The organism is Paenibacillus sp. FSL H8-0548 (assembly GCF_038630985.1).
Taxonomy (GTDB): Bacteria; Bacillota; Bacilli; order Paenibacillales; family Paenibacillaceae; genus Pristimantibacillus.
This window is the reverse complement of the sequence record NZ_CP152049.1, coordinates 2001716-2025023: the sequence shown is the minus strand read 5'-3', so window position 1 is coordinate 2025023 and position 23308 is coordinate 2001716. Positions and strand designations below refer to the sequence as shown.

The 23308-nt window shown below is 47.4% G+C and carries 25 protein-coding genes; 13 read left to right on the top strand and 12 right to left on the bottom strand.

Annotated features, from left to right (window positions below; genetic code table 11):
* Positions 1–71 precede the first annotated feature (71 nt).
* The 3 genes from MHI37_RS08560 to MHI37_RS08550 all read left to right on the top strand — a co-directional run bounded on the left by MHI37_RS08560 (position 72) and on the right by MHI37_RS08550 (position 1303).
* A complete protein-coding gene (locus MHI37_RS08560) occupies positions 72–398 on the top strand; it encodes a YtrH family sporulation protein (RefSeq protein ID WP_076336146.1) in 327 nt (108 codons plus the stop codon).
* 3 nt (positions 399–401) lie between these two features.
* Entirely contained in the window at positions 402–917 is a 516-nt protein-coding gene (locus MHI37_RS08555) for a hypothetical protein (RefSeq protein WP_076336147.1), read from the top strand.
* A gap of 89 nt (positions 918–1006) precedes the next feature.
* On the top strand, positions 1007–1303 hold the full coding sequence (locus MHI37_RS08550) for a YtpI family protein (protein ID WP_076336148.1): 297 nt from the start codon (positions 1007–1009) through the stop codon (positions 1301–1303).
* Positions 1304–1310: 7 nt separating this feature from the next.
* Here the strand turns inward: MHI37_RS08550 and MHI37_RS08545 are convergent, their stop codons facing one another.
* Positions 1311–2651, bottom strand: coding sequence for a DRTGG domain-containing protein (locus MHI37_RS08545; protein WP_076336254.1), 1341 nt, complete (start codon positions 2649–2651; stop codon positions 1311–1313).
* Positions 2652–2760: 109 nt separating this feature from the next.
* The gene (locus MHI37_RS08540) at positions 2761–3234 is read right to left on the bottom strand and encodes a hypothetical protein (protein WP_076336149.1); all 474 of its coding nucleotides are present in this window, start codon (positions 3232–3234) and stop codon (positions 2761–2763) included.
* Between the two features lie 231 nt (positions 3235–3465).
* Between MHI37_RS08540 and MHI37_RS08535 the strand changes: the two genes are divergently transcribed.
* Positions 3466–3816: a helix-turn-helix transcriptional regulator gene (locus MHI37_RS08535; protein ID WP_076336150.1), complete on the top strand. Its 351-nt coding sequence runs from the start codon at positions 3466–3468 to the stop codon at positions 3814–3816.
* Positions 3817–3904: 88 nt separating this feature from the next.
* On the opposite strand, the gene MHI37_RS08530 is transcribed toward MHI37_RS08535, so the two are convergent.
* Both MHI37_RS08530 and MHI37_RS08525 read right to left on the bottom strand, forming a co-directional pair.
* The gene (locus tag MHI37_RS08530; RefSeq protein ID WP_076336151.1) at positions 3905–4189 is read right to left on the bottom strand and encodes a hypothetical protein; all 285 of its coding nucleotides are present in this window, start codon (positions 4187–4189) and stop codon (positions 3905–3907) included.
* A 95-nt stretch (positions 4190–4284) separates the two neighbouring features.
* On the bottom strand, positions 4285–4620 hold the full coding sequence (locus tag MHI37_RS08525; RefSeq protein ID WP_076336152.1) for a YlbF family regulator: 336 nt from the start codon (positions 4618–4620) through the stop codon (positions 4285–4287).
* Between the two features lie 233 nt (positions 4621–4853).
* Here MHI37_RS08525 and MHI37_RS08520 point away from each other — a divergent pair, with 233 nt between their 5' ends.
* Genes MHI37_RS08520 through MHI37_RS08495 form a run of 6 tightly spaced genes read left to right on the top strand, consistent with a single transcriptional unit; the run spans position 4854 to position 11623 of the window.
* Entirely contained in the window at positions 4854–6224 is a 1371-nt protein-coding gene (locus MHI37_RS08520; protein ID WP_076336153.1) for a YheC/YheD family protein, read from the top strand.
* 11 nt (positions 6225–6235) lie between these two features.
* Positions 6236–7459 (top strand): YheC/YheD family protein, encoded by a 1224-nt coding sequence (locus MHI37_RS08515; RefSeq protein ID WP_076336154.1) that lies wholly within the window; start codon positions 6236–6238, stop codon positions 7457–7459.
* Positions 7456–8835, top strand: a complete 1380-nt coding sequence (locus MHI37_RS08510) for a YheC/YheD family protein (protein WP_076336155.1) — start codon at positions 7456–7458, stop codon at positions 8833–8835. The genes MHI37_RS08515 and MHI37_RS08510 overlap by 4 nt, the downstream gene beginning before the upstream one ends.
* Positions 8835–9989: a YheC/YheD family protein gene (locus tag MHI37_RS08505; protein WP_076336156.1), complete on the top strand. Its 1155-nt coding sequence runs from the start codon at positions 8835–8837 to the stop codon at positions 9987–9989. The genes MHI37_RS08510 and MHI37_RS08505 overlap by 1 nt, the downstream gene beginning before the upstream one ends.
* A 1-nt stretch (position 9990) precedes the next feature.
* Positions 9991–10494 carry a GNAT family N-acetyltransferase gene (locus tag MHI37_RS08500; protein ID WP_076336157.1) on the top strand — a complete coding sequence of 168 codons (504 nt, stop codon included), beginning with the start codon at positions 9991–9993 and terminating at the stop codon, positions 10492–10494.
* On the top strand, positions 10445–11623 hold the full coding sequence (locus MHI37_RS08495) for a YheC/YheD family protein (RefSeq protein WP_076336158.1): 1179 nt from the start codon (positions 10445–10447) through the stop codon (positions 11621–11623). Before MHI37_RS08500 ends, MHI37_RS08495 begins: the two co-directional genes overlap by 50 nt.
* Before the next feature lie 48 nt (positions 11624–11671).
* On the opposite strand, the gene MHI37_RS08490 is transcribed toward MHI37_RS08495, so the two are convergent.
* From MHI37_RS08490 to MHI37_RS08480, 3 genes are all read right to left on the bottom strand, one after another.
* The gene (locus tag MHI37_RS08490; protein ID WP_076336159.1) at positions 11672–12262 is read right to left on the bottom strand and encodes an MSMEG_1061 family FMN-dependent PPOX-type flavoprotein; all 591 of its coding nucleotides are present in this window, start codon (positions 12260–12262) and stop codon (positions 11672–11674) included.
* Between the two features lie 73 nt (positions 12263–12335).
* Positions 12336–13013 carry an HAD family hydrolase gene (locus MHI37_RS08485; protein ID WP_076336160.1) on the bottom strand — a complete coding sequence of 226 codons (678 nt, stop codon included), beginning with the start codon at positions 13011–13013 and terminating at the stop codon, positions 12336–12338.
* A 96-nt stretch (positions 13014–13109) separates the two neighbouring features.
* Positions 13110–13406 (bottom strand): hypothetical protein, encoded by a 297-nt coding sequence (locus tag MHI37_RS08480; RefSeq protein WP_076336161.1) that lies wholly within the window; start codon positions 13404–13406, stop codon positions 13110–13112.
* A gap of 227 nt (positions 13407–13633) precedes the next feature.
* Between MHI37_RS08480 and MHI37_RS08475 the strand changes: the two genes are divergently transcribed.
* Both MHI37_RS08475 and asd read left to right on the top strand, forming a co-directional pair.
* A complete protein-coding gene (locus tag MHI37_RS08475) occupies positions 13634–14407 on the top strand; it encodes a TspO/MBR family protein (protein ID WP_076336162.1) in 774 nt (257 codons plus the stop codon).
* A 123-nt stretch (positions 14408–14530) separates the two neighbouring features.
* Positions 14531–15319, top strand: coding sequence for an archaetidylserine decarboxylase (gene asd, locus MHI37_RS08470; protein ID WP_076336163.1), 789 nt, complete (start codon positions 14531–14533; stop codon positions 15317–15319).
* A 607-nt stretch (positions 15320–15926) separates the two neighbouring features.
* On the opposite strand, the gene MHI37_RS08465 is transcribed toward asd, so the two are convergent.
* A complete protein-coding gene (locus tag MHI37_RS08465; RefSeq protein WP_076336164.1) occupies positions 15927–16712 on the bottom strand; it encodes an AraC family transcriptional regulator in 786 nt (261 codons plus the stop codon).
* A gap of 231 nt (positions 16713–16943) precedes the next feature.
* Here MHI37_RS08465 and MHI37_RS08460 point away from each other — a divergent pair, with 231 nt between their 5' ends.
* Positions 16944–18248: an aminotransferase class I/II-fold pyridoxal phosphate-dependent enzyme gene (locus tag MHI37_RS08460; protein WP_076336165.1), complete on the top strand. Its 1305-nt coding sequence runs from the start codon at positions 16944–16946 to the stop codon at positions 18246–18248.
* Between the two features lie 118 nt (positions 18249–18366).
* On the opposite strand, the gene MHI37_RS08455 is transcribed toward MHI37_RS08460, so the two are convergent.
* The 4 genes from MHI37_RS08455 to MHI37_RS08440 form a co-directional block, all read right to left on the bottom strand.
* Positions 18367–19614, bottom strand: coding sequence for an ABC transporter permease (locus tag MHI37_RS08455; protein WP_076336166.1), 1248 nt, complete (start codon positions 19612–19614; stop codon positions 18367–18369).
* Positions 19614–20363 (bottom strand): ABC transporter ATP-binding protein, encoded by a 750-nt coding sequence (locus MHI37_RS08450; protein ID WP_076336167.1) that lies wholly within the window; start codon positions 20361–20363, stop codon positions 19614–19616. The genes MHI37_RS08455 and MHI37_RS08450 overlap by 1 nt, the downstream gene beginning before the upstream one ends.
* A 115-nt stretch (positions 20364–20478) precedes the next feature.
* Positions 20479–21714 (bottom strand): S-layer homology domain-containing protein, encoded by a 1236-nt coding sequence (locus tag MHI37_RS08445; protein WP_256710366.1) that lies wholly within the window; start codon positions 21712–21714, stop codon positions 20479–20481.
* A 110-nt stretch (positions 21715–21824) separates the two neighbouring features.
* On the bottom strand, positions 21825–23282 hold the full coding sequence (locus MHI37_RS08440) for a DEAD/DEAH box helicase (RefSeq protein ID WP_076336168.1): 1458 nt from the start codon (positions 23280–23282) through the stop codon (positions 21825–21827).
* Between the last annotated feature and the right edge of the window lie 26 nt (positions 23283–23308).

The following is a 23308-nucleotide window of genomic DNA, read 5'->3' as shown; positions in this document are numbered from 1 at the left end:
GGTAGCAGAGCACTAATGCAAAGCTTTGCCAGCACCACCTATGCACCGAACGATATTAAAGGAGGATATCCATGAGCTATTTTTTGTCCAAAGCGGGACTTGATTTCTTTATTGCATTTGGTGTCGTTATCGGAGGCTCCACACTTGCGGGGATTGGCTCCGTCTTCATGCTGCTGCCGCCTGCTACTACGATGCTCGATACGGCTGTACGGTTGAAAATTTGGGCTATCGTAGCAGCTATCGGCGGCTCTATTGATCCTGTTCGCGTCATTGAGAGCAACATAATGGAGGGTCATTTATCACCGGCCGCGCAGCAGATTTGCTTTATTATTATTGCGTTTCTAGGTGCTCACATTGGTACGGAACTCGTCCGTCTCATATGCAAGGGAGTCAATTAAGCGATGCGCTTGCCTCCGTTTGACCGTTTTGTAAGAGGCTTGCAAATGGTTGGGGTATTCACGCTGGGGATGATTATTGGGGCTATCGTATATAATTCGTTTTATTTAGCGCAATTTGAGGCTATAATTCATTTGAAAAGCGAGCTTGAGGTTAAGCTGGAGCAGTACGAGCAGGAGATAAAGGATTTAAATCAATTCAAGCACCAGCATACCGTTATAAAGAGCGTACTGCCTCGAATTGAGAATGAAGCGGGTCAAAATACGGACCGCCCCAAGCTCGATCAGGTGACGGAAGCTGAGTTGATCAAGCGAATCAAGGAGGATCTTAGAAGCTTCATAGGCCGAAGTATTTATGAGATCGATTCCGACGCCAGATTCGCACGCAAGCTGCTGGAGAAAAATGTTTATTTGGATGTGTACAGCAAGGACTATACCATTGAAGTGAAAACGATACTTGTCGTCGACAATAACCTTCAGGTTTGGATTGAGGTTCGGAGCTACAGCAGGCCTCCTTCTTAGGCAATTAGCGGCAATTCGTGGTACAATAGAGCCTGTCTGCTCTCTAGCAGGACGGCAGCAACTATATAACCTGAAGGAGCTACTTTTCCATGGATCAACTTATGCAATGGCTGCTCATGCCCGGCATCTTCATTTCACTCGTTTTCTCCGCTGTATTCAGCTTCAAAGCGCGTCGTTCCAAGGATGCGAGAAACAGATCCATGCTGTCTGCCAAAATGAATATTAGTATGGGCATCATGCTGCTGTTCATCGCACTCGTTCAGCTGTTTCTCTCGGGCGAATCTACGCTCCGCATCGTCATTGGCGCCATATTCTTAGTGCTGGGCGTATTCAATCTCTTTGCTGGACTTCGCAATCTCAGCATGTACAGCTCAACAAGAAGCTGAATGCCTATTAATACGGATCAATCATTTGGGCCGTCAGCATCGCCTTGGCGGCCAATCCCTGCGCATCCCTAACCTCAATCTCCAGCTTCGTAAACTTCCTGCTCATTTCCAATGCCCGTGGCGTAATTGTAATTTCACTGTCTATTTGGACCGGCCTCACAAAGTAAGTCGTCATGCTCTCAAGCAAATAGTCACGCTTAGCTGTTTCTCTAATCATTCTGCGGGATGCTTGCGTCATTAACGTAGCGAGAAGCCCCTCGGACACCATGCCCAGCGCACCCGACATTTGCGGCGTAATTCTCCCCTTGAAAGCAATGCCAAGCTCGTCCTGTCCGACTGTATTTGTCCCGGATGTAGCCATGAACCCCGTCCACATCAGATCCTCAAAGGTTTCTCCTGACTGCGGCTGTTTGCCTGCAAAGCGCATCGCGTCAAGCACCTCCTGCCTCGTTACGACCCCCAGCAGCTTACGATGCCTGTCTACGATTGGCAGCAAATCAATCCCTTCCGCTGCCATCATATGTGCTGCAGACGGTACGGTAATATTAGGCGCTGCCGTAATGGGATGCTTCGTCATCACTTTATCGATAGCGACCTCCTCATGTGCACCTACTGCATCCTTAGCTGTCATCATGCCTACAACCCTGCTTCGCTCATCAACCACTGGAAAGCGGGAATAACCGGTCGAGCGCGAGAGCTTCTGAAAGTCTTCAATCGTATTTCTTGTTCGAAGCACATCAGCAGGCAGGCTGAAGGTGACGATGTCCTCAAGCAGCATGATTTTACGCTTAATCAGCCGATCATACATAGCTCGGTTGATCATAGAGGCTACTGTATACGTATCATGACGTGATGAGATGATGGGCAAAACACGCTCATCGGCCAGCTTGATTACTTCCTCGCTGGGCTCGAATCCTCCCGTAATGAGCACGCCGGCGCCCTCCTCCAAGGCACATCGATGAGCACCGATACGATTGCCCACGATAAGCAAGCTGCCCTCGTCTATATACCGCAGCATCGCATCAAGCTCCATCGCGCCGATAACAAACTTATGCAGCGTTTTGTCCAGTCCAGCTGCCCCGCCGAACAAACGCCCCTCCACAATTTCGGCAACCTCGCCAAAGGTAAGCTGATCCAGCGCCTCACGACGCTTCCGATCGATTCGCACCGTTCCGATACGCTCTTTTGTGCTTACAAGACCAGAGCTCTCCGCCTCTTTAAAAGCCTTATAAGCTGTACCCTCGCTGACACCCAAGGTTTTGGCGATCGCACGTACTGATATTTTTGTGCCAATCTTAAGGCTTTGAATATAATTCAAAATCCGTTCATGTTTTGTGCTAGTTTCCATACCTGACCCGATTGGAGCCACCCTATATCCTCCGTCCAACTTGCTGTCGTTTTAACCTATTATAGGAGAAAGCAAGAAACAAGTCATGCTCATCTACTTCCAGCTGTCATTAGAGCTGCCATTGCAGCAAAACATGCTCCACCTTTAGATTGCCGTCGATCAGCTTTCCGCTTGTCCCTTTCATTCGCCATTTCTTAAACAGCTGTTGTATGGTGTGGGCGTTAATCGCATCCTCCGCACCTGACTTAACAAAGTCCTGCCAGTCATATTCAATCGGAATTGGATACTTCAAAGACTGAATCGGGAATTCTGTCAATTCTATCGTTTGAGCCGTTATTTCCTCATAGATGCTCGAAAATAACAACGAGCTGTGCTCGCTATATGGTCTTGAAATAATATCCGATTTGAGCTCAAGCACATATTCGACGATTTGAGTATGCGGATTAACGCGACAGCTGAAAGAGCCGCGAGCCGTCACAGCTTTATCAACTCGATGAGACAAGCGATAGGTGAACTGAACTAGAAAGGGAACATTGTTATAGTACGCGCGTACTTTTCTGAAAAACTCGAACTCGTCAACCATTCGGCAACTCTCCCCTCACCTCTATTTTCGAACTTATATATCCTATCATTTTTAGCTAAATTGGTAAAATGATCCTTTATAGGTAATCATATAAATAGAATAATACTTTTTTACACAATTATAGTAAAGAGCCCACATTCTTGTCAATGACTATAGACACTATTTTCGTTATGCTCTATAGCAAGTTGTTGCTGCTCTAGTAAAGATTTATCGTTAGGCTGAGGTGACAAAATGAGTGAGATTGCAGGGCTGGTTGGGGACAATATCCGTCAACTGCGTAAAATTAAAGGACTAAGCCAAGAGCAGCTTGCTTTTCGCGCTGAAATTAACGCTTCTTATATGGGACAGGTAGAGCGTGGGGAAAAAAATCCGACAATAGATGTACTAAGCAAAATTGCAAAGGCGCTGCAAACGCCGCTAGAGAAGCTCGTAGATGTCAGCTATGTTGCAGATGCGACGAATGAAGCTGAGAGTGAGGGCTATGCCACAAAAATCGTTCATCAAATAAACAGCCTAAGCTTGAAGGAGCAGGAAGCAGTCTATCGTTTCGTCAAGCAGCTGGTGCAATTTAAAGATATTTAACCTACAAATTAAGTTAGTAATCAAAATGATATAAAAAGAAGATCCGCCGATGGTGCATGCTGGCGGATCTTCTTCGTTTTTTTAACAGCTATCCCCTTGCTCTTCGCGAGTTCGTTTCCTTTTGAAGCAGCTTCCGCTCCCATAGCCGCGCTTTCGCCTTCTTAATCCGAGCCAGCTCCTTGCGCTTCTCATCGCTCATCAGCAGCGCATTAACATGTGCAGCTATGATAACAAGCGCGAACACCATCCAAACTAGCCCAAATACACTCATCAAGCTCCACGGTGCGTCCAGCTCCAAACGCGGCAGCGCATATACGAGCATCGCAAGTGCAATAAGCAAATACAATACCTGACGAATTTTACCCGACAACATACCCCTCAGCTCCTCATTAAGCTTGCACGCGGTCCATGCACTTGACTTGTCCGCATTACCATTCTATGAGAAACGGACGAGGGATATGTCTGTTTTTAGTCGACGATTGATTTCAATACATCGGAAATAATACGGTTGACATCCTCGAACACGACCGCAAAACGGCGCTCCGCATCAAGCAGCTTCCCAATCAATGGATTGGCAGAAATGGTTTCATAAAGCTTGTTCATTTTTTCCATATCCTCTGCCGACGGCTCTTCGCCAGCCATCATTTTTTGCTGTAGAAAAGCTTGACGCTCGCGAAAATCGTCCAGCATGCTTTTTGCTTCAGCATCCGCCTGAGCAGCCTCCTTCGCCAGCTTCAGCAGATTTGCTTCTTCGCTCTCCTTCAATGCTTTCGCCAATTCATAGGCCTTATCATGAATATTCATTCGTCTCGCTCCCATTTATGTAATTTCAGCATGTATTCTATTCGTTAATCATACCGCTTTATGAAGGTCAGATCCAAGCTATTTATGGAAAAGCCACTCAAACATCACAAGCCTCCGATCAGTTTCTGATTCACAAAGGTATAGATGTCCTCATATGATGAGGTAATTCGTGTAAAACACCTACAGGCCGCTAACCTCTTATCGTCATCCTCCTGCTTGGAAGGAGATTTATGATGCTCAAATCGAAAGTAGCCGTACAGGTGATCAGCTCCGGCATGCTCCCGGAAGACTCACTTATGCTGGGCGAATCCTATGTTAAGCAGTGGAAAATCCCGCAAGGCCAGCACATTCTCTTGAAATTCGGTGCCTTCAGACAGTCTGTTAAAGTTATTCCTGTTGCAAAATACGATGGCATGAGGATGAGTCAAAGCTTAGCTAGACAAATGGGATTATCATCAGACACCCCCATTCGACTGCAATACAAAGCCGGTACAGCAACATTAGTTTTGGGACCTTTAATCGGCGTGCTAGTCAGCCGTGACTATCCGCATATGCCGGATAAACCTTTTGGCTCCATCACCATGTTCTGCAGGGAGCTTGTTGAAGCCTGTACAGCGCAAGGCGCTTACGTTTATTTTTTCACACCGAATCAGATCGGAGCCAGTCAGGATACGATTGACGGCTGGATCTATTCAGACGGCTGGAGAAAGACATCGCTTCCCGTTCCGGATGTCATCAATAACCGTCTAACCTCCAGAAAATTGGAGAACAAACCCAGCGTACAACATTTTATAAAGGAAGTAAAACTGAAGCACCGCACTGCTGTTTTCAATGAAAAATTTTTGGATAAAACCGAAGTATTCGATGCACTAAAGAAAGACGACTCCTTGGCTCGCTACTTGCCTGAATCGCATTCTCTGCGCAACTATACGATGCTGAAATCGATGTGCCTCCGCTACAACAACGTGTTTCTAAAACCCGTTCGAGGCAGTCTAGGTAAAGGGATCATACGGATTACGCGTCTGGATGCGAACAACTATCAAGCGATGTTCGCGACAGCGGCAGGTACTCGCAAGCAGCAATATCCAACCCTGCTCAAGCTCTTCTCGACGATATCTGTCAAAATGAAAACGGTGAAATACCAAATTCAGCAAGGGCTGACGTTAATCGAAATCCAGAAGCGGCCTGTCGACTTTCGAGCCCTAGTCCAAAAAAACGTAAGCGGCAAATGGACAATTACGTCCATTGTAGCGCGTACAGCAGGTAACCATCATTTCGTATCGAATCTAGCCCGCGGCGGTACGCTGAGCACTGCTGGAGAGGCTGTTGCAAAGTCCAATCTCAGCCTTGGGATTAACAGGCAGGATGCCGTTCAGCGGCTTCGACAAGCAGCATTGCAAATTGCACGGGGAGTCGACGATCAAATCCCCGCGCATTTCGGTGAGCTTGGAATCGACTTAGCTATGGATACTAACGGCCGTGTATGGCTCCTGGAAGTAAACTCAAAGCCGTCCAAAAACGATAATACACCGCTTAATGACAACAAGATTCGTCCATCTGTCCGCATGATGATACAATATTCCCGATTTTTATCGGGCATTTAACGGAGGCTACGATGCAGGCTCGAAAAGCAATTCTCGGTATTGTCGTTGCGTCAATTAAACAGCAGGAAAGTAACCGCAATGCCGAGCCACTTTTGCCAGAGCCCGCCTTTTATCGGGCGCTAAGCATAGCTGGAAAGCAGCTGGGCATTGATGTTTTCGTATTTACAGCAGATAGCCTGAAGCCGCATTTAAAGCAGCTGTTTGGCTATCAGCTGATCGACAATCGCTGGGTACACCAGCGAGTTCCTTTTCCTGATATCATCTACGATCGTTGCTTTTTCTCAAATGCCAATGAGCAGTTGGGTTGTCGCCATATGCTAAGGCAACTTGCTGCAATCCAACCCTACCGTTTGCTAAACGGAGCTCTTCCGGCAAAGCTTGAGGTGTATGAGGGTCTCAAGGCAGATGATCAACTCGCAAAGCATCTGCCTGTTACGCTGACGTATGCATCTGCTCAGCAGCTGCATACGTTTATTGACCGCTGCCCGGGCGGCATCATTCTTAAGCCATCCGCTGGCATGCAGGGCAGAGGGATTATCCATGTAAAGAGTTGCTGTCATGACCGATCTATACTCATCACAGGAAGAACCCGTCAAAATCGTTCGTTTACGCATACGTTCGAAGGGAAGCAAGCTTTGTCAATTTGGATCAATCGCTTTATAAAAGGCTCGTCTTATTTAATACAGCCTTATTTAGATCTCAGCGGCACGGATAACAAACCGTTTGACGTTAGGGCGCTTATTCAAAAAGACGAAAGAGGACGCTGGGTACTCACCGGCACTGCTGCGCGTGTAGGTCATTCAGGCTCTTTGACCTCCAATCTGCATGGCGGTGGAGAAGCCTTGCCCGCCTCCGAGCTGCTCTGTGCCAAATTTGGCAAGCCAGAATCCGAACGTTTGCTAGATCAAATCCATACAATAAGCAAGCAAACAGCAGAACGGCTTGAAAGCAAATACGGTAGATTTGCCGAGCTTGGGTTGGATTATGGCATAGATCAAAGCCGCTATCTATGGCTGCTTGAAGTAAACTCGAAGCCTGGGCGTTCTTCCTTCCGCAAAATTGGCGCTCCGTTAGCAGAACAGCAATCCATTGAAAGACCGCTAATCTATGCAGCCTTTCTGTCCAGACGTTTATCACCGTCCTTTGTAGCCAATGAATCCGCAAACGGCCGTCGTCCCCTTTTAAGCTCCGACAATCTATTACGGCCTTTCAACGTTCAGGAGGTTCATCGATGAGTTTGACAACTTGTAACGTACATTTCTCTCAGCAATCGAATAAAGTCGTATATTTATCAGGTCCATTACTCAAGCAGCTAAAGCTTTCCGACAAAACGTCGGTTCGCCTCAAGCTCGGCAACGAGGTCATTAACGCTGAGATTAAGCAGCTGAAACGTCCCGGTAATCATTTGTATCTATCCGCAGGTATCCGCCAAACGATTAGAGTCCCTAAGTCAGGAAACGTCTACGTTCTTAATGCAGGAGGCAATGAGCTTCAGCTCGGACCGTTGGTTGGGATTTTGAGCGACAACAATGATCGTTCTGAGAGCAATCCTTTTGGACCTCGCACTGGTTTTATTAAAGAGGTTATTCGAACAGGCGAGCATAAAGCCTATCTCTTCGGCTTTACGCCGAGCGACATCAACTGGCAGCAAGAAACGGTCAACGGTTATTTTCTAAATGCACAGGGAGGCTGGTTCCGCAAAATCGTACCGCTCCCCGATGTTGTGTATAATCGGCTCCCAAGCCGCAAAGCAGAAACATCCGCTTCAATAAATTCGCTTCGGGAGCGCTTCGTACGCCGTAAAATTCCGTTTTTCAACTGGAGCTTCTTCAATAAAGCGGATGTCTATAAGCTGCTTGACAACGATCCGGAAGCTCTCATCCACTTGCCGGAGTCAGTTTCCGCTCCTTCTGCAGAAAAAATAAAGGAAATGCTCGAAAAGCATCAATTTCTTTATTTTAAGCCTACGGCAGGCAGCCTTGGCATCGGTATCTATCGCCTCACTTATCATCCAAAGCGCGGCTATTTCGCTCGATACCGCAAAGGCAGTCAAAACGTACTGCTGCGGTTCAACACCTTTAACAGCCTTATGAGGATGATTCAGGCTAAGCATGGCAGCAGCTTAAATCATTATGTCGTACAGCAAGGCATTCGTCTGGTCGAGATCGACGGCTGTCCGCTCGACTTCCGTTTTCACATGCATAAAAACGGGAACAATGAATGGATTCCCGCCGGCATTGGAGCCAAGAAGGCTGGTCGCGGCAGCGTAACCACGCATGTCAAGAACGGAGGCTCGCTTATGACGCCAGAGCAAGCGCTGAGCAAGACCTTCGGCACAGAAGCAGATACCGTTCTGGAGAAGGCGAAGCTTGCAGCAATCAAGCTTTCAGAAGCCATTGAAAGAAACTATCCGCATCGACTTGGCGAGCTCGGACTTGATCTTGGCATCGATAAGGATGGCGAAATATGGATGTTTGAAGCCAATGCCAAACCTGGACGGTCAATCTTCAAGCATCCGGCGCTTCGCTCAGAGGGACGCGCATCTCTGACCTATATTTTGGAGCATTGCTTATATCTCAGCCGCTTCCAAAGCCAGGGAGGGAAAAGCTGATGGACAGCAACCTTCCAGATGAATCAGAATTCAGAGAGCTGCGCGCCGGCAGAAATGTACTTGCAATTTTGACCATCGAGGATGACATTCAGCTTTTTCGCGGAAATCGCAGCAACTTTATTGATTTGATTCGTACAGGTCAATCCATGGGATTTATCGTCTATGTCCTTACTGTCAGGAATCTTCAGCTTACTAGAAGCAGTCTAAAGGGCTTTGTATACAACGAGGCTCTGGATGACTGGCAGCTGCGGCTGCTTCCTTTTCCCGACATTATTTATAATCGAATTCCGCTTAGAGAGGATGAAATTCATCCCTCGGTCAGACAGAAGATCGACGCTTGTCGCAAGCATCCGCGCGTGACACTTTTCAATCCTGCCTTTTTTAACAAATGGAATTTATTCGAGTGGCTTCGTTTATCCAAATCGACCAAACCTTATATTCCAACAACACGCAAGCTTGCTACGGCAACAGGTCTTGGCCGGTTAATGCGCAAGCATACCTATCTGTATTTAAAGCCCGAGAGCGGAAAAGCAGGAAAAGGCATTATGACTATTAAGGTCTACGCTGAGAAGCAGCTCCCGTACCGACTGAAAATTCAAGAAAACAAAAAAAGCGTCACTTATAATTGCGCTAATATTAATAAACTATGGACTCGTATTCAAAAACAAAGCGGCAGCGAAGCCTATATCGCTCAGCAAGGAATAAATCTTGCTTCGTACAACGATAGACGATTCGATCTGCGCGCGCTCGTTCAAAAAAACCAGCGAGGACAATGGGACATTACGGGGATCGGTGCCAGAATTGCCGGCGTCTCAAGCATTACTACCCATGTCCCGCGAGGCGGAATGATCGAAGATCCGGAGAAGCTGCTTGCTCATTCATTTAATGAGGATCTGGCGCGTAAACTGCTCATAAAGGCGAAAAATACCGCTGTCCTTATCGCCAAGCAAATTGAGCAGGCCTCCGGTCAGCTTCTAGGTGAAATGTCCATGGATCTTGGCGTAGACAACGAAGGGAATATGTGGTTTTTCGAAGCTAATTCCAAGCCAATGAAATTTGACGAGCCGCATATCCGTCAAAAATCGTTAGAACGTATTTTTCAATATGGTGCATATCTGGCTAAAACAAAAACAGAGAAAGCGGGAGGCATGTAACATGGAGCTAGAGCTGCTTACTCCGGAAGCATGGTTATCAGAACAAAAGAGACTTATCGGCTTTGCCATTCGATTCGGGGATAAGCGCCTTGCTGTAGCTACTATTCATGCACTTCGTAAGCTTGAGCCTTCCTTACTTGAAGCAGGAATTAACGATTTGTATGATGCGGTCGCCGTCATCGCTCGGCAAGGGAGCCGCATCGTCGGCTTTGGCTTTGCTGAGAATGGCGGCGAGGCCGCCTGTATGGTCGTCGTCCATCCGGAAGCGAGGAGCCTCGGAATCGGCAGTTCGCTCGTTCAAGCGATGATTCAGCGGCTAGGGAAACTGACCTGCAACGTAGCTGCGGACAACACCGCCAGCATGGCACTCTGCTTTCGGCTTGGCATGACTGCTGTTTCAATGCACAGAGGCCCTACTGGCAAACCTACGCTCCGTTTCGAAAGGAGGACCGTTAATGACGCAGACGCAGCCCGTCTTAGGCATCCTGACTTTGTACCTCAATGAGGCTGGCTATCTGGAGGAAAAAAAAATTTATCAAAAAATGACTTCTGCAGGCCGAAAGCTCGGACTTCTGGTTTTCGTTTTTACACCCAAGGATGTCGATTTCGATCAGAATAAAATTAATGCTCTATTCTATAATCCAGATACGAAGATATGGTCACGACAGTCGACCTCCTTTCCAAATATGATCTACGACAGATGCCGTATTCAGCGAACCTACCGCTTTGAACAGTTAAAGAAATTCCGCTCTCGCTACGGTCATCTAACCTTTCTAAACCGCCCCTTGCGCAATAAATGGACGATTCATCGCCTCCTCACCAAGGACTTTCGCTATAAGGGCTGTCTTCCGGCAACAAGGTATGTGGAGAGCACTCAGGATGTCACGGACATGATCCGAAAATACCCGCTCGTCTATTTAAAGCCGATTAACGGAACTGGCGGGAGAGGCATACTCCGTATCGAGAGCCGCAAGGATGGTCTGCTTCATATTCAGGGCCGGGACCAATCCAGACGCATCATTCGACCACAGCAAATCTCTCCAGCAGGCCTTAGCAGCTACTTGGCACCATGGCATTTGAAGAGCAATCGTTATATCGCACAGCAAGGAATTCAAATTAAGCTTGTAAGCGGTCGTGTTCACGATTATCGGATGCTTATACAAAAAAATGGTGAGGGCGCATGGGAGGTTACCGGCTGCGCGGGAAGAATCGGAGCTGAAGGAAGCATAACCTCTAATTTGCATGGCGGTGGCCGTGCTGCCACAATGAACGCCTTGCTGAAGGAATGGCTTCGCGATGAGAGCAAGGTCGATGAGGTAAGAGAGGAAGCAGAGAAGCTCGGTGTTGGGATTGCAGCTTTCTTAGAGCAGAGCTACGGCAGGCTGTGCGAGCTGGCACTAGATCTTGCCATCGACCGAAAGGGCGGCATTTGGCTGCTCGAGGTCAATCCCAAGCCCGCCAGGGAAGTATTTGCACAAGCTGGTGAGAAGGATACCTATCGGAAAGCTATCCTGCGTCCGCTCGAGTATGCGCTCTGGCTTCATACCCAAAAGAAGCGCAAAAAAGAAAAGGATAAGCAAACGGTTCTCCCCGATGCCCGCAAGCAAAGCGATTTTGGTTCGGATATTGATTAAAAAAATACGAGCACCTGCCAGAACAGGCAGGTGCTCGTTTCGTATCCGCTACACTTCGTAGCCGTTTATTCGCAAATGAGCTTTAAACATTTCACTCACAGAAGGCATTGCTTCTGCTTCAGGCCACTGCTCCTTGTCCCACACTCGTGCTTGCTTCAATGCCCGAGGACAATGCACAAAACATTCTTGCACTTCAACAATGACAGCAAGCGCAGGTGCCTTTCCGCTCCAATTCATCTGCTCGATAAGCTCAGCGTTCGTTGTCAGCGATGCGCGGCCGTTGATCCGAAGCACCTCCTGCATGCCGGGAATAACAAACAGCATACCGACCTGCGGATTTTCCAGCATATTGAGCAAGGAATCAATTCGACGATTGCCTGGGCGCTCTGGATAAATAAGTCTGAAATCATCCAGCGGCTTCACAAATCCAGCATCATCGCCGCGCGGGGATGAATCGCATCTCCCGCTGGCATCCGAGGTGGATAAGAAAAATAATGGGGAAAGAGTCAAATAATGCCGAACATGTTCCTCCATTTGAGAAACATTCTTTTTGACGACGGCTTCATGAGGCGTCCCCACCAAATCCCTCAATTGATCCGCAGAAATAATAAGATCAGTATTCCAACTTGTAGAATTCATAGCTGCTCCCTCCGCCTTTTGCCCCATTCAGCTACAGCAGCAGATGCCGCCTAATGGGCAAAATGCTGTTTAGTTATTGCTCCAACAAGCGAGTAAGCTCGCGAAAATCAGTAATCAGCACATCTGCTCCAGCAAGCTCGGCAGCTTGTCCATAAGCTGCATAAGCACAGCCGATCGTTTGCAGCCCGTTGCCTTTTCCAGCTTCCACATCAGACGAGCGGTCTCCCACCATCCAAGCAGATTTTACTCCATGATCTTTAAGCAGCTGCGCTACTAAATCAACTTTACTTAAAGTCTCATATTCACCCGCGCTATACAAACCATCGAACAATGGAGCTATGCCTCTATACTTGGCTACTCCCTTCACATACTCCTCCAGTCCGTTGCTTGCAACAAACAGCTTCACTCCATGCGCCTTCAGCTCGCGCAGCGTTTGCTCAACGTATGGATAAAGCGTGCCTTCGCCAGCAGCAAGCCCTTCAAGCTCATATTGAAGCATCAGCACATCCGCCCGTTTCCGCGCTGCCTCAGAACTATCCGGCATAATCTCGCGCCATATATCCTCGAGCACCATGCCCAAACAGCCCAGCAAACGTTCTACAGGCGGCGTTTCATGCTCATAAAGCCCTTCTGCTCTTAGCGTATCGAACAGACGTCGATGTACAGGCACAAGCAGTGTATCTGTTTCAAATAGCGTGCCATCCATATCAAATATTACAGCCTCCGGCTTTCGAAGCTTTAGCTCAGTCATTGAAAAATCCTCCTTCAAGATCTGCTCTTATCATACCGGAATAATGGAAATAATCGCAAGCTTGCCCAGTGGATTTTTGTTCAAATGAATCGCTCCCTATTTACGTCCAAACAAATACGCTGGCAGCATTGCAATTCTTGCAAGGATATAAGGACCCAGATAGGCACCGCTTGCCAGAAATCCAGCATTTTCAAGCACCTTATGCACCTCGGTCATAAACACTGTGTCGTTGGCTAGCGTCTCCATAACAGCATCTGCTGCTGTAACATAAAAAACAAATACAGCGGCAGCCGCGACGACATCAAAAATTCGGCTGATCAAATCACTCATTTTGCTTATCCATCCAATTAAAAACGCTCCAACTATGAGCGCTGCGCCAATCATAATCATCATTAACCTTCACCTCTAGTGACAGGTTCGGTTATTTTGAATGGTCCTAAACCTATTTTCCGATCCAATAAATCGATCAGGCTGAATAAATTCATGTAAACATGTGTACATAAGAATTGAAGCATCTATATAAGTTAAACTAGAAACTCACGTTTTGGGCGCTGCGCGAGAATATCATTTTTCAAGTTCAACTTATATAGGAATAACAGAGGGTAAATGGAGGTAGCGTTATGAAAAACTACTGGAAATGGTTAAATGTCATTGGACTCGCAGCCGTATTATTTGTTAATGCGCTCGCACAGTGGCTCCCGATTAATAACAAAACAACAGGAGAACTATCTGCCAAATATCCCGTTCTCATTACTCCTGCGCCCTATGCTTTTTCTATATGGTCGGTTATTTATATTTTGCTGATCGGATTTACCGCTTATCAGTTCACTCGAAGAGCAGCTAATAGCAAAAACGTCCAAAGCGTAGGCCCGTGGTTCCTAATTAGCTGTCTGCTGAACGTGGCATGGATACTCGCTTGGCAATATGAGAAGCTTCTCAGCAGCTTATACATCATGGCAGCTTTACTGCTATCACTCATCACGATTTATATCTCAATCCGAATCATTAAGCTCTCTCCCAGCATTGCTGAGAGTCTTCTCGTGCGCCTTCCGTTCAGCTTGTATCTAGGCTGGATAAGCACGGCTAGCATTGTAAATGCAGCGGTGGTCCTTTATGCCTCCAAATGGGACGGCTTTGGGCTGTCTGATATAACATGGACGATCATCATGCTGACAGCAGCCAGCCTGCTTGCACTCTTCATTGGCATCCATTATAAAGATACGGTATATATCCTTGTGTTTGTCTGGTCATTTATAGCGATTGCCGTTAAGGAAGGGCAGCAATCACACGTGACTATCGCAGCATTCATCGGTGCAGCCGTATTAGCGGCGGCGGCGGTCTATGTTTTCATCATATCGCGCAAAAGGCAAAGCTCGTTTCGCAGTGATCGATAAGCCTATTTACAATTGCTAACTTATAAATTCTTATATATTGAAAAATCGAGCTGAATATGTCACACTGTGTGGTGGGTGTTAGGACAATTTCCCCCTAGCAGGAGAGGACGTGACGGTTCACGTATGACAAAATGGCTGCTTCGTTCTATGACAGAATTAAGCTCTCGCAAATGGATATCCAGCATGACTGGAAGGTTCGCGCAATCAGCTGCCAGCCGCCCTTTTATTTCCCATTTTGCTAAGACATACAAAATTAAGACAGAGGAAGCAGAGAAGCCGCTGTCCCAATATCATACATTGAATGAGTTTTTCACACGTCGGCTGAAGACTGGACTTCGGGAAATTCATTCGGATGCTGACTCACTCGTGAGTCCAGTAGACGCACTTATTACTGGTGCCGGACCGATAAATCAAGGCACCCTTGTGAACGTAAAAGGACAGGACTATACGATTGATGAGCTTCTCAATCGTTCTCCGCGAGCGTCAAATTATTTGAATGGCTATTATATTGTGCTTTATTTAAGTCCTACCGATTATCATCGTATCCACACTCCGGTTAGTGGCCACATTGTGGAGCGTGAGCATATTGCAGGCAAGGTTTATCCGGTGAATGACTTTGGTCTGCGCCATATGCGAAGAGTGCTCAGCCGCAACGAGCGGCTAATTACGTACATGCAGCACAGCGAAGGAGAAGCAGCTGTTGTCAAGGTTGGGGCAATGAATGTGAGCAGCATTCAGTATGTGCAGCCGCTTAAGAGCACGATGTCTAAGGGCGAGGAGCTGGCCTACTTCGAGTTCGGCTCAACTGTCGTTCTGGTACTGGAGGACAAAACATTTACTCCGCGAGATAATAATCTGCTTGGCAGCAAGGTTCAAATGGGCGAGTTGCTCGGCTCCCTTCGCAGTCGCTAATCGGCCCAAATACGAAGTTGAAGCCGCGCCTCAGCTTCTCCTAATCTTCAGAAACCAATCCTTAGTAAAAAGACTGCTTGGAGCAGACATTTTACTAAAGATTGGTTTCTTTTTTTGCTTATGTTCGATTGGACAAGGGACAGCCTTTCATACACAGTCCTGCAAACTAGCGTTTGCTCCCACCAAGTGATTGATGGCTTGCGCTCGGCATTAGGTCTAATTTATAGACCTATTTCTGCCTTTTGAGCGATTTGGCCTCCTTTAGATCTAAATTTTAGATCTATTTGGCCACGATACCGCGTATACAGCCCATTTGATCGCCTGCGCTCGGCATTAGGTCTAATTTATAGACCTATTTCTGCCTTTTGAGCGATTTGGCCTCCTTAGATCTAAATTTTAGATCTATTTGGCCACGATACCGCTTATCCACGCCCACTCACCGGGCTGCACTCGGTACTCCTCACAGCACCCTATGAGACGCGGCCTTTTTCCGCCACTGGGCGTCATCATGAGGTTATTCTTGCTGCTTTCTACACATGTCCATAAAAAAAGCTGCACAGAAATAACATTTCTGCCCAGCTGGTTCATAGCTTCGTTGCGATATAAGCTATCTGATCTCCGACGGGCTGCGCCCTGTATACTGCTTAAATTGCCTGCTGAAAAAAAAGATATCACGATAGCCTAGCGCATCCGCTACCTCTGTAACATTCATCCCCACATGCATCAGCAAATGCTGAGCGCGATCAATTCTCGTGCGGATCATGTAGGTCTGAACTGACATCCCAATCAGTTCTTTGAACTTCATTGAAAAATAACGCGGCGACAGCTGCGCACGCATCGCCAAATCCTCCACCCGATGTGGGATGCTTGGATTTTGCCGAACATAATTAGCTACCTCGTGAATAGCCTCTGTCAACTGGTTGCTCGCCTTCTTCTCAACCGGCAGCTGCCTGTCCTCTCTAAGCAAATGAATCATTAGCTGCTTAAGAACAAGCTGCGCTTCCTCCTCTGCCGCGTAAGTCTGAACGAGGAATAGTCTTACATAGCGCGAGAGCATATATTCGAAATCGACAGTGTCCGTTAGCACTCTATACTGGTTCGGCACCAGATCTGTCGGTTCGTTAATGGCGAAATGGATATAGGTTAATACGAGCGGACGCTGAGGGTTATGCGTAGCGCAGGTGTAATCTCCCGGACGAAACAGGAAGCAGCTTCCCGGACCAACCGGATAGGTCGTTCCATTGAGCTCAAGTTCCCCCTCCCCGCTCCATATGTAAAATAAATCAAAATTGGCCAATGGCTTCTCTCGTCTCGCCCATCTCCAGCCCGGCTCACATACAATCTTTGCAAACGGCGGGAGTAGAACGTAGCTTTCTGGCGAAGTGTGCAGCATAGGGGCCACCTCCTGTGCAAATCTATGCCGTCATCATACAACAGCTGCAAACTTTTGTGCAAGTAGCCCTAAAATTACGATAAAATTTGCTTTGAGAATGGTTTGCGGCACTAAAAAAATGTTATAATAGCAACCGACACGATCAAAAAAAGCTAACAGCTTGCAATTTCAGCACGTTCGTATATATTATACCTAATCTAATGATAATTTCGGAAGGATGGAATAAAGTCCATGAACCCACTTGCTCAGCAGTTAAACGAGACGTTGCAATCAGAAAGCCCGAACGTCTATGCGATGTTGTCAGCCTTAGGCAAAGCGATTTATTTCCCGAAAGAGGGCATACTCAGTCAGTCCGCCGAAGCGAAGACGAAAGCAACTAAATTTAACGCTACGATCGGAATTGCAACAGAAGGCGGACAACCGATGCATCTAAAGATCATCCAAGATACGCTCTCTGCTTACAATCCGAAAGATATATATGAATATGCTCCGCCAGCAGGCAAACCAGAACTGCGTGCTGCTTGGCGTACGAAGATGATCAAGGATAACCCTTCCCTTGCCTCTAAGAGCTTCGGCAATCCAGTTGTAACGAATGCATTGACGCATGGTCTTAGCATTGTAGCGGATTTATTCGCTGATGCTGGCGATGCCGTTATTATTCCAAATAAAAACTGGGAAAACTATGAGCTAACGTTCAGTATTCGCCGTGGTGCCGAAATCGTAGAATACCCGCTATATAATGATCAAACACGTTTCAATAGCGTAGGTCTTCGCGAGGCATTGCTTGCACAGAAGGACAAGGGCAAAGCCATTGTGGTGCTTAACTTCCCGAACAACCCTACGGGCTATACGCCAGGACCACAGGAAGGCGAAGAAATTATCGCCGCGATTCTTGATGCTGCAGAAGCAGGCATTAATGTCGTAGTCGTAACCGATGATGCTTATTTTGGCTTGTTCTTTGAAGATTCCTTACAGGAATCTTTATTCTCAAGACTAGCTGACCTCCATCCGCGTGTTCTAGCTGTAAAGGTCGATGGCGCAACGAAAGAAGAATACGTTTGGGGCTTCCGTGTAGGCTTTATCACTTATGCTTCAACCTCAACAAATGTTTTAGCCGCATTGGAGCAAAAAACGACAGGTATTATTCGCGCTACCATTTCCAGTGGTCCACATCCGTCACAAACATTCGTATTGCGCGCACTGACTTCCCCTGATTTTGAAGCTCAGAAAGCGGAAAAATACGAAATTATGAAGGGCCGGGCCAATTGCGTGAAATCTCTGCTCGACAGTGGTCGATATGGTGACGTATGGGGCTACTACCCATTCAACTCCGGGTATTTTATGTGCCTTAAACTAAACCGTGTTACAGCTGAAGAGGTCCGTGTTCATTTGCTGAACGAATATGGCATTGGAACAATCGCGCTTGGTGAAACGGATCTTCGCGTAGCCTTCTCCTGCATAGAAGAAGATAACCTTGAAGAGCTGTTTGATACCATCTTCAAAGCGGTTAACGAATTGATTGCTCAAAAAGTATAACCAACAAGCGATAATGCAGCGACACCCGTGAAATAACTATACTTTCCTATATTTCAAACAAAACAAACCCCTCAGCGGAAGCTTGTCTTAACGAATGCTCCTGCTGAGGGGTTATTTTTTATTCTTCATCTTGTTCCTTCATAAGCTTCTTGCGCAGACGTGCTGGCCGAATAGCGATGTATATTATCGAAAGCGCTGCTGCAGCAAGCGTTGGTACGTATACACCTGAGATCGCTAGCGGCAGCAGGATGAATAACCAAAGCAATAAAGCACAAATGAGCATCGCTGCCCGGTCCACCTTTAAATATTGTTTCATGCGCTGCGACTCGGGGAGCGGATATACATGCTTCCATACCGAATAGCGGTGAACATGCCGTAGGCTGCCCAGCTGAACGGATATCAGCCCCATAAATATTGCAAAAACGATGACACAGCCATAGCCGGACAGTGATACGGCTTCAGCAAACCAATAGGTGATTAAGCACCCGAGAAAGAGCAGTCTGAGGATAATCCCGCCCATTTCCGTCCTTAGCAGCGAGGCTGTGTAAAGATAAATAAACGTGTTGCGGCTCGAATAGGGCACCAGCCTCAGTATCCAAGCTAAATAAGATCTTCTTGCAGTAGTAGATTGCAGCGTTGGCACATCAATAAATAATCCAAAAAAAGCATAATAGCGCTTGCGCGTCTTCGCTTCCTCTTCAATCAGCCTCTCCCAAGGCAGCTTGTGCATGCTTGGAAGCCTGTACAGCAAAGCGGCGAGCACGGCAATTAACAAAGTAAAGCCCGCCGCCTGCCAAAGCGGAGAAGTTAGCCATGCCGCTAGCGCACCTGCTGTCATTATCCAGCGCAGCAGCCGCATAAGCCGCCTCATGCCTGGCCAAGTCATTTGTCTTTCCTTCCATGCCCCCCAGCTATTTGCTGCCTTTAGAGCTGCAGCAGCAGCAGCAAGCGCCCAGCCTCCGCTAAGTGCTGCCCCTTGATTATAAATTGGCAAGTAGAGAAGCAGAACACATGCCGCCAGTACCACGCAAGCTAACGAGTTATAGCGAAAAGAAAGACGCAAATAGCCGGTCATCCCTGCTTCACGCGGCATCATAAACACGGTATCGCCTGCGGAGAGCCACGTACGAAGCGGACTCCAGCATAGCACTAGCATTAATGCAATAACACCAACTGTCGCAATAGGAAAGCCTACAGGCAAATGATGAATCAGCTTAAAATATCCAATAGTCGCAGAGATTAAAATTAAGGACATAAATGCAGGAAAACCGCTTTGTCCCATATAACGAAAATATGGCATCGTCTCCTTACGGAACGCCTTGGCACGCTGCTGCCATATCGTCTCCAAATTACGATTATGGCTCATTATGTATTGCCCCCAGTAACCAGCTTATAGAAGGCATCCTCCAATGTACCGCCTCGCGCATCCATTCCGGCTGCTTGCCTAACCTCATCGAGCGTACCTAATGCAACAACCTTGCCATGATGCATGACGATAAACCGATCGCAATAGGCTTCAACGGTTGACAAAATATGCGAGCTCATTAAAATGGCTGCTCCCTTGCGCTTCACCTCGACTAAGCGTTCAAGCAAGGAGCGTATGCCAAGCGGATCAAGTCCTAGAAATGGCTCATCGATAATATACAGCGGCGGCTCTGCCAGCAGCGCGTTCATAATCATGACCTTTTGCTTCATCCCCTTAGACAAATGAGAAGCAAAGGCTTTGCGCTTTGGAACCATCTGAAATTGCTTCAGCAGCTCTTCTTCCTTAGCTTCATAGGAATTATCCTGCACGCTGTAGGCCATACCGGTCAGGCGCAAATGCTCCTCCACCGTCAGCTCATCGAAAAGTACCGGCGTCTCTGGGACATAGGCAAAAGCGCTGCGGTACCGTTCGGTATTTTCTTCGAGCGTAACTCCGCTTACCTTTACTTCTCCAATTTGCGGCTTCATTAAGCCAAGTATATGCTTAATGGTCGTACTTTTGCCCGCACCGTTTAGTCCAATAAGGCCTACCATTTCCCCAGCCTTCACCTCGAAAGCAATATCATGCAAGACGGGTCTTCTCGGACTATAACCACCAGTTAAACCGTTCACTTGTAAAATAGGCTCCATCCCATCACCTTCAGCATCACAAATTAGTTTGATCTACTAACAAGCATACCTAATATTCCGCCTAATATCAAAAAAAGACATCACCGCAAAGGGTGACGCCTCCAATTTAAATCATTTATTTTAGTTCAATAGATTTCACAATACTGTTATCGCCTTTAAGCTTAACCGTTTGCCCAACCTTTAACAATGATGCATCTCCGACGACGGATACATTTGTATCTACGTTATAAATAAAGACAAGGGTTTGTCCGTTATCCAGACGGGTGATTGAAATGGTTGCGAGCTTTGCTTGCGCATTGAACGTAAGTGTATTAATAATACCTTGCTCTGAAAAAGACGTATTAACTGCCGCTGCCTTCGTTACCTCGATGAATACAACTTTGTTCTGATAAGTACGAATCAGTACTTCATCACCCGCTCGAAGCGCACTTACTGCCGCCTTCTTATCCTCACGGAAGATGAATACGTTCGGATCCAGCTCCAAATTCACTTCCGTGTTGTCCGCTTTTACCACCGTTAGCTTGCCAGATGCAGCTGCTGCTTTCAACTTGCCCGTAATTGCCTTTGCATCCTGATCGGGCATCTCGCTATCGGTACGGTCAAGAAGCGCGGCAAGCTCTGCTCTTGTAACCGGCTGATTCGGACGGAAAGTCTTACCCTGTTTATCATTGTATCCTGTAATGATTCCCTTCTGCAAAGCAAGGGCAACATAACCAACCGAGCCAGCTGGAATTTCCTTCGCATCTTTAAAGTCCAGCTTCGTATTATTTAAAGCCTTAGCTTCATCTTCCAATTTAAGCGCTTTAATGAGAAGGATCGTAGACCACAAGCGAGTTGCATTAGCCTCCGGTTTCACTTCTGACTCTGTTTCGGCAAACAAATCGTTCTCAAGAGCAACAGCTACATAGCCTACAGCCCAGGGATACTTCTTAGCAATTTTGTCAGCATCCTTGAATTGCAGCTCTGTTTTCATTTCCTCAGCCGATTCCGCTTGTGTGCGAAGACCCATCAATCTTACCGCAGCCGTTAACGTTTCAATACGGCTAATATTTTGATACGGCTTGAATGTTCCATCCTCATAGCCCGTGAATACACCTTTTGATGACAAGCGCATGATATACTCCATTGCCCATTTGAGCTCGGCCTCGTCCTTAAATTTCCACGTTACTTTATACTGATCATCATTTTTATTATGCTTGTCCTCTTGGCGACCCTTGTCATCGTCACGTCCGCCACCTTGGCCTTTGCCATTACCTTTTCCATTTGCAAAAGCTGACGTCGCTCCACCTGCAAGCATTAACAGCGCAAGCGAGGATATTGCTGTCTTTTTCCACATCGTTTGTTTTATCAAGAAAGCCACTCTCCTTTTTCGATTGCGGGCGTTGCCGCATTTTATTCCTACGCCCATATGATTCGGGTTAGGAAGCTCGATATAAGAGGGTGGCTATCAAAAAAAATATTTTATTGTTCTTTTTCGGCTTCGCGTTTGGCCTTCAACCATTTTGGCGCGCCCTTGTTTTTACCTTCGCGCTTGCGCTCCACTTTCTTAGGCGCAGGCTTCGCGGCAGGCTTTACTGCTGACTTTACAACAGGCTTTGCACTAGGCTTCGATACTGAAGAGACAGCTGCTCTTGGCGTCTCCTGCTTGTCCGATGCCGATGCCGGCGTGGCTTGCGGAGTTTCCTTGCGCTCAACGAGGCGCTTAGCTTGTGAGGCTTCCGAACGCTCTGCCAGCTTTGCCTCATGTCTTGCCGCAAAAGGACGCGTCGCGTCCCTCAGCTCCTCCTCGGAAAGCAGCTTGCCTCTAAACATCGTCCGCTCGGTCAAAGCGATACCCAGCTGTTTTCGGAATTTCTCCATGATAAACAGCTCCTGCGGCATTACGAGCGAAATAACAGTACCCGCTTTCCCCATCCGTCCGGTACGACCTGCACGATGGACATAATGATCCGCGTCAGCCGCTGGATCGAGCTGAATGACAAGCGGCAACCCTTCAATATCGAGGCCGCGCGCAGCAACATCCGTAGCGAGCAGGAGCTGGCAGCGTCCATCGCGGAAACGTGTCAATGTTGCCGCTCTCTTCTGCTTATCCGCATCGCCGTACAAAGCTTCAACCGTGAAGCCCTCATAGCTAAGCTTCGACTCCCAGTTAGCAATGTTATCCGTATCATTCAGGAAGAGCAGCGCGGAGGACGGATTAAGCAAGCGAATAAGTCTGCGAGCCGTATCCGTTTTATCCCGTTTATCGCTGACAACAAAGTAGTTCTCGACCGTTTCAGAAACGCGGTGCTCTGGCGTAATTTGAATACGTTCTGGATTTTTCATCCAGCGCCCCTCGAAGCGAGCCATCTGATCCGGGTAAGTCGCAGAGAAAAAGGCCATTTGCCGATCTCTTCCCATGCCGTGCAAAATAATTTCTACCTCTTTCGTCGAGCCTAGTTGAAACACCTGATCCGCTTCATCGATTACAACATTGTTAACATCGTTTAGCTTGAGCTTACGCAGTCTGAGCAGCTCATGTATGCGCCCAGGCGTTCCGATAACAAGCTGCGGGCGCAGCTTCAGCTTCTCCACTTGACGTTTAAGCGCTGCTCCCCCGATCAATTGCTGCACGCGAATGTCTAGCGGCTCAGCATAAATCTCTGCCACACGTACAATTTGCATAGCAAGCTCCTGTGTCGGAGCCAGTATAACCCCTTGAATCGCATTCGAATACGAATTCAGCTTCTGAAGCAGCGGCAGCAAGTAAGCTAACGTTTTTCCTGTGCCGGTCTGGGATCTAGCGGATACATCGCTGCCTCCGAGTAAAATAGGAATCGTCTCCGCCTGCACATCTGTCGGTTCTACTATTCCGTTTGCTGCCAGCTTGTTCGCCAGCAGCTCATTAATACCTATCTCAGTCCAAGTGTACTTGCTCATTCTGTAATCCTCTCTCATTCAACCCT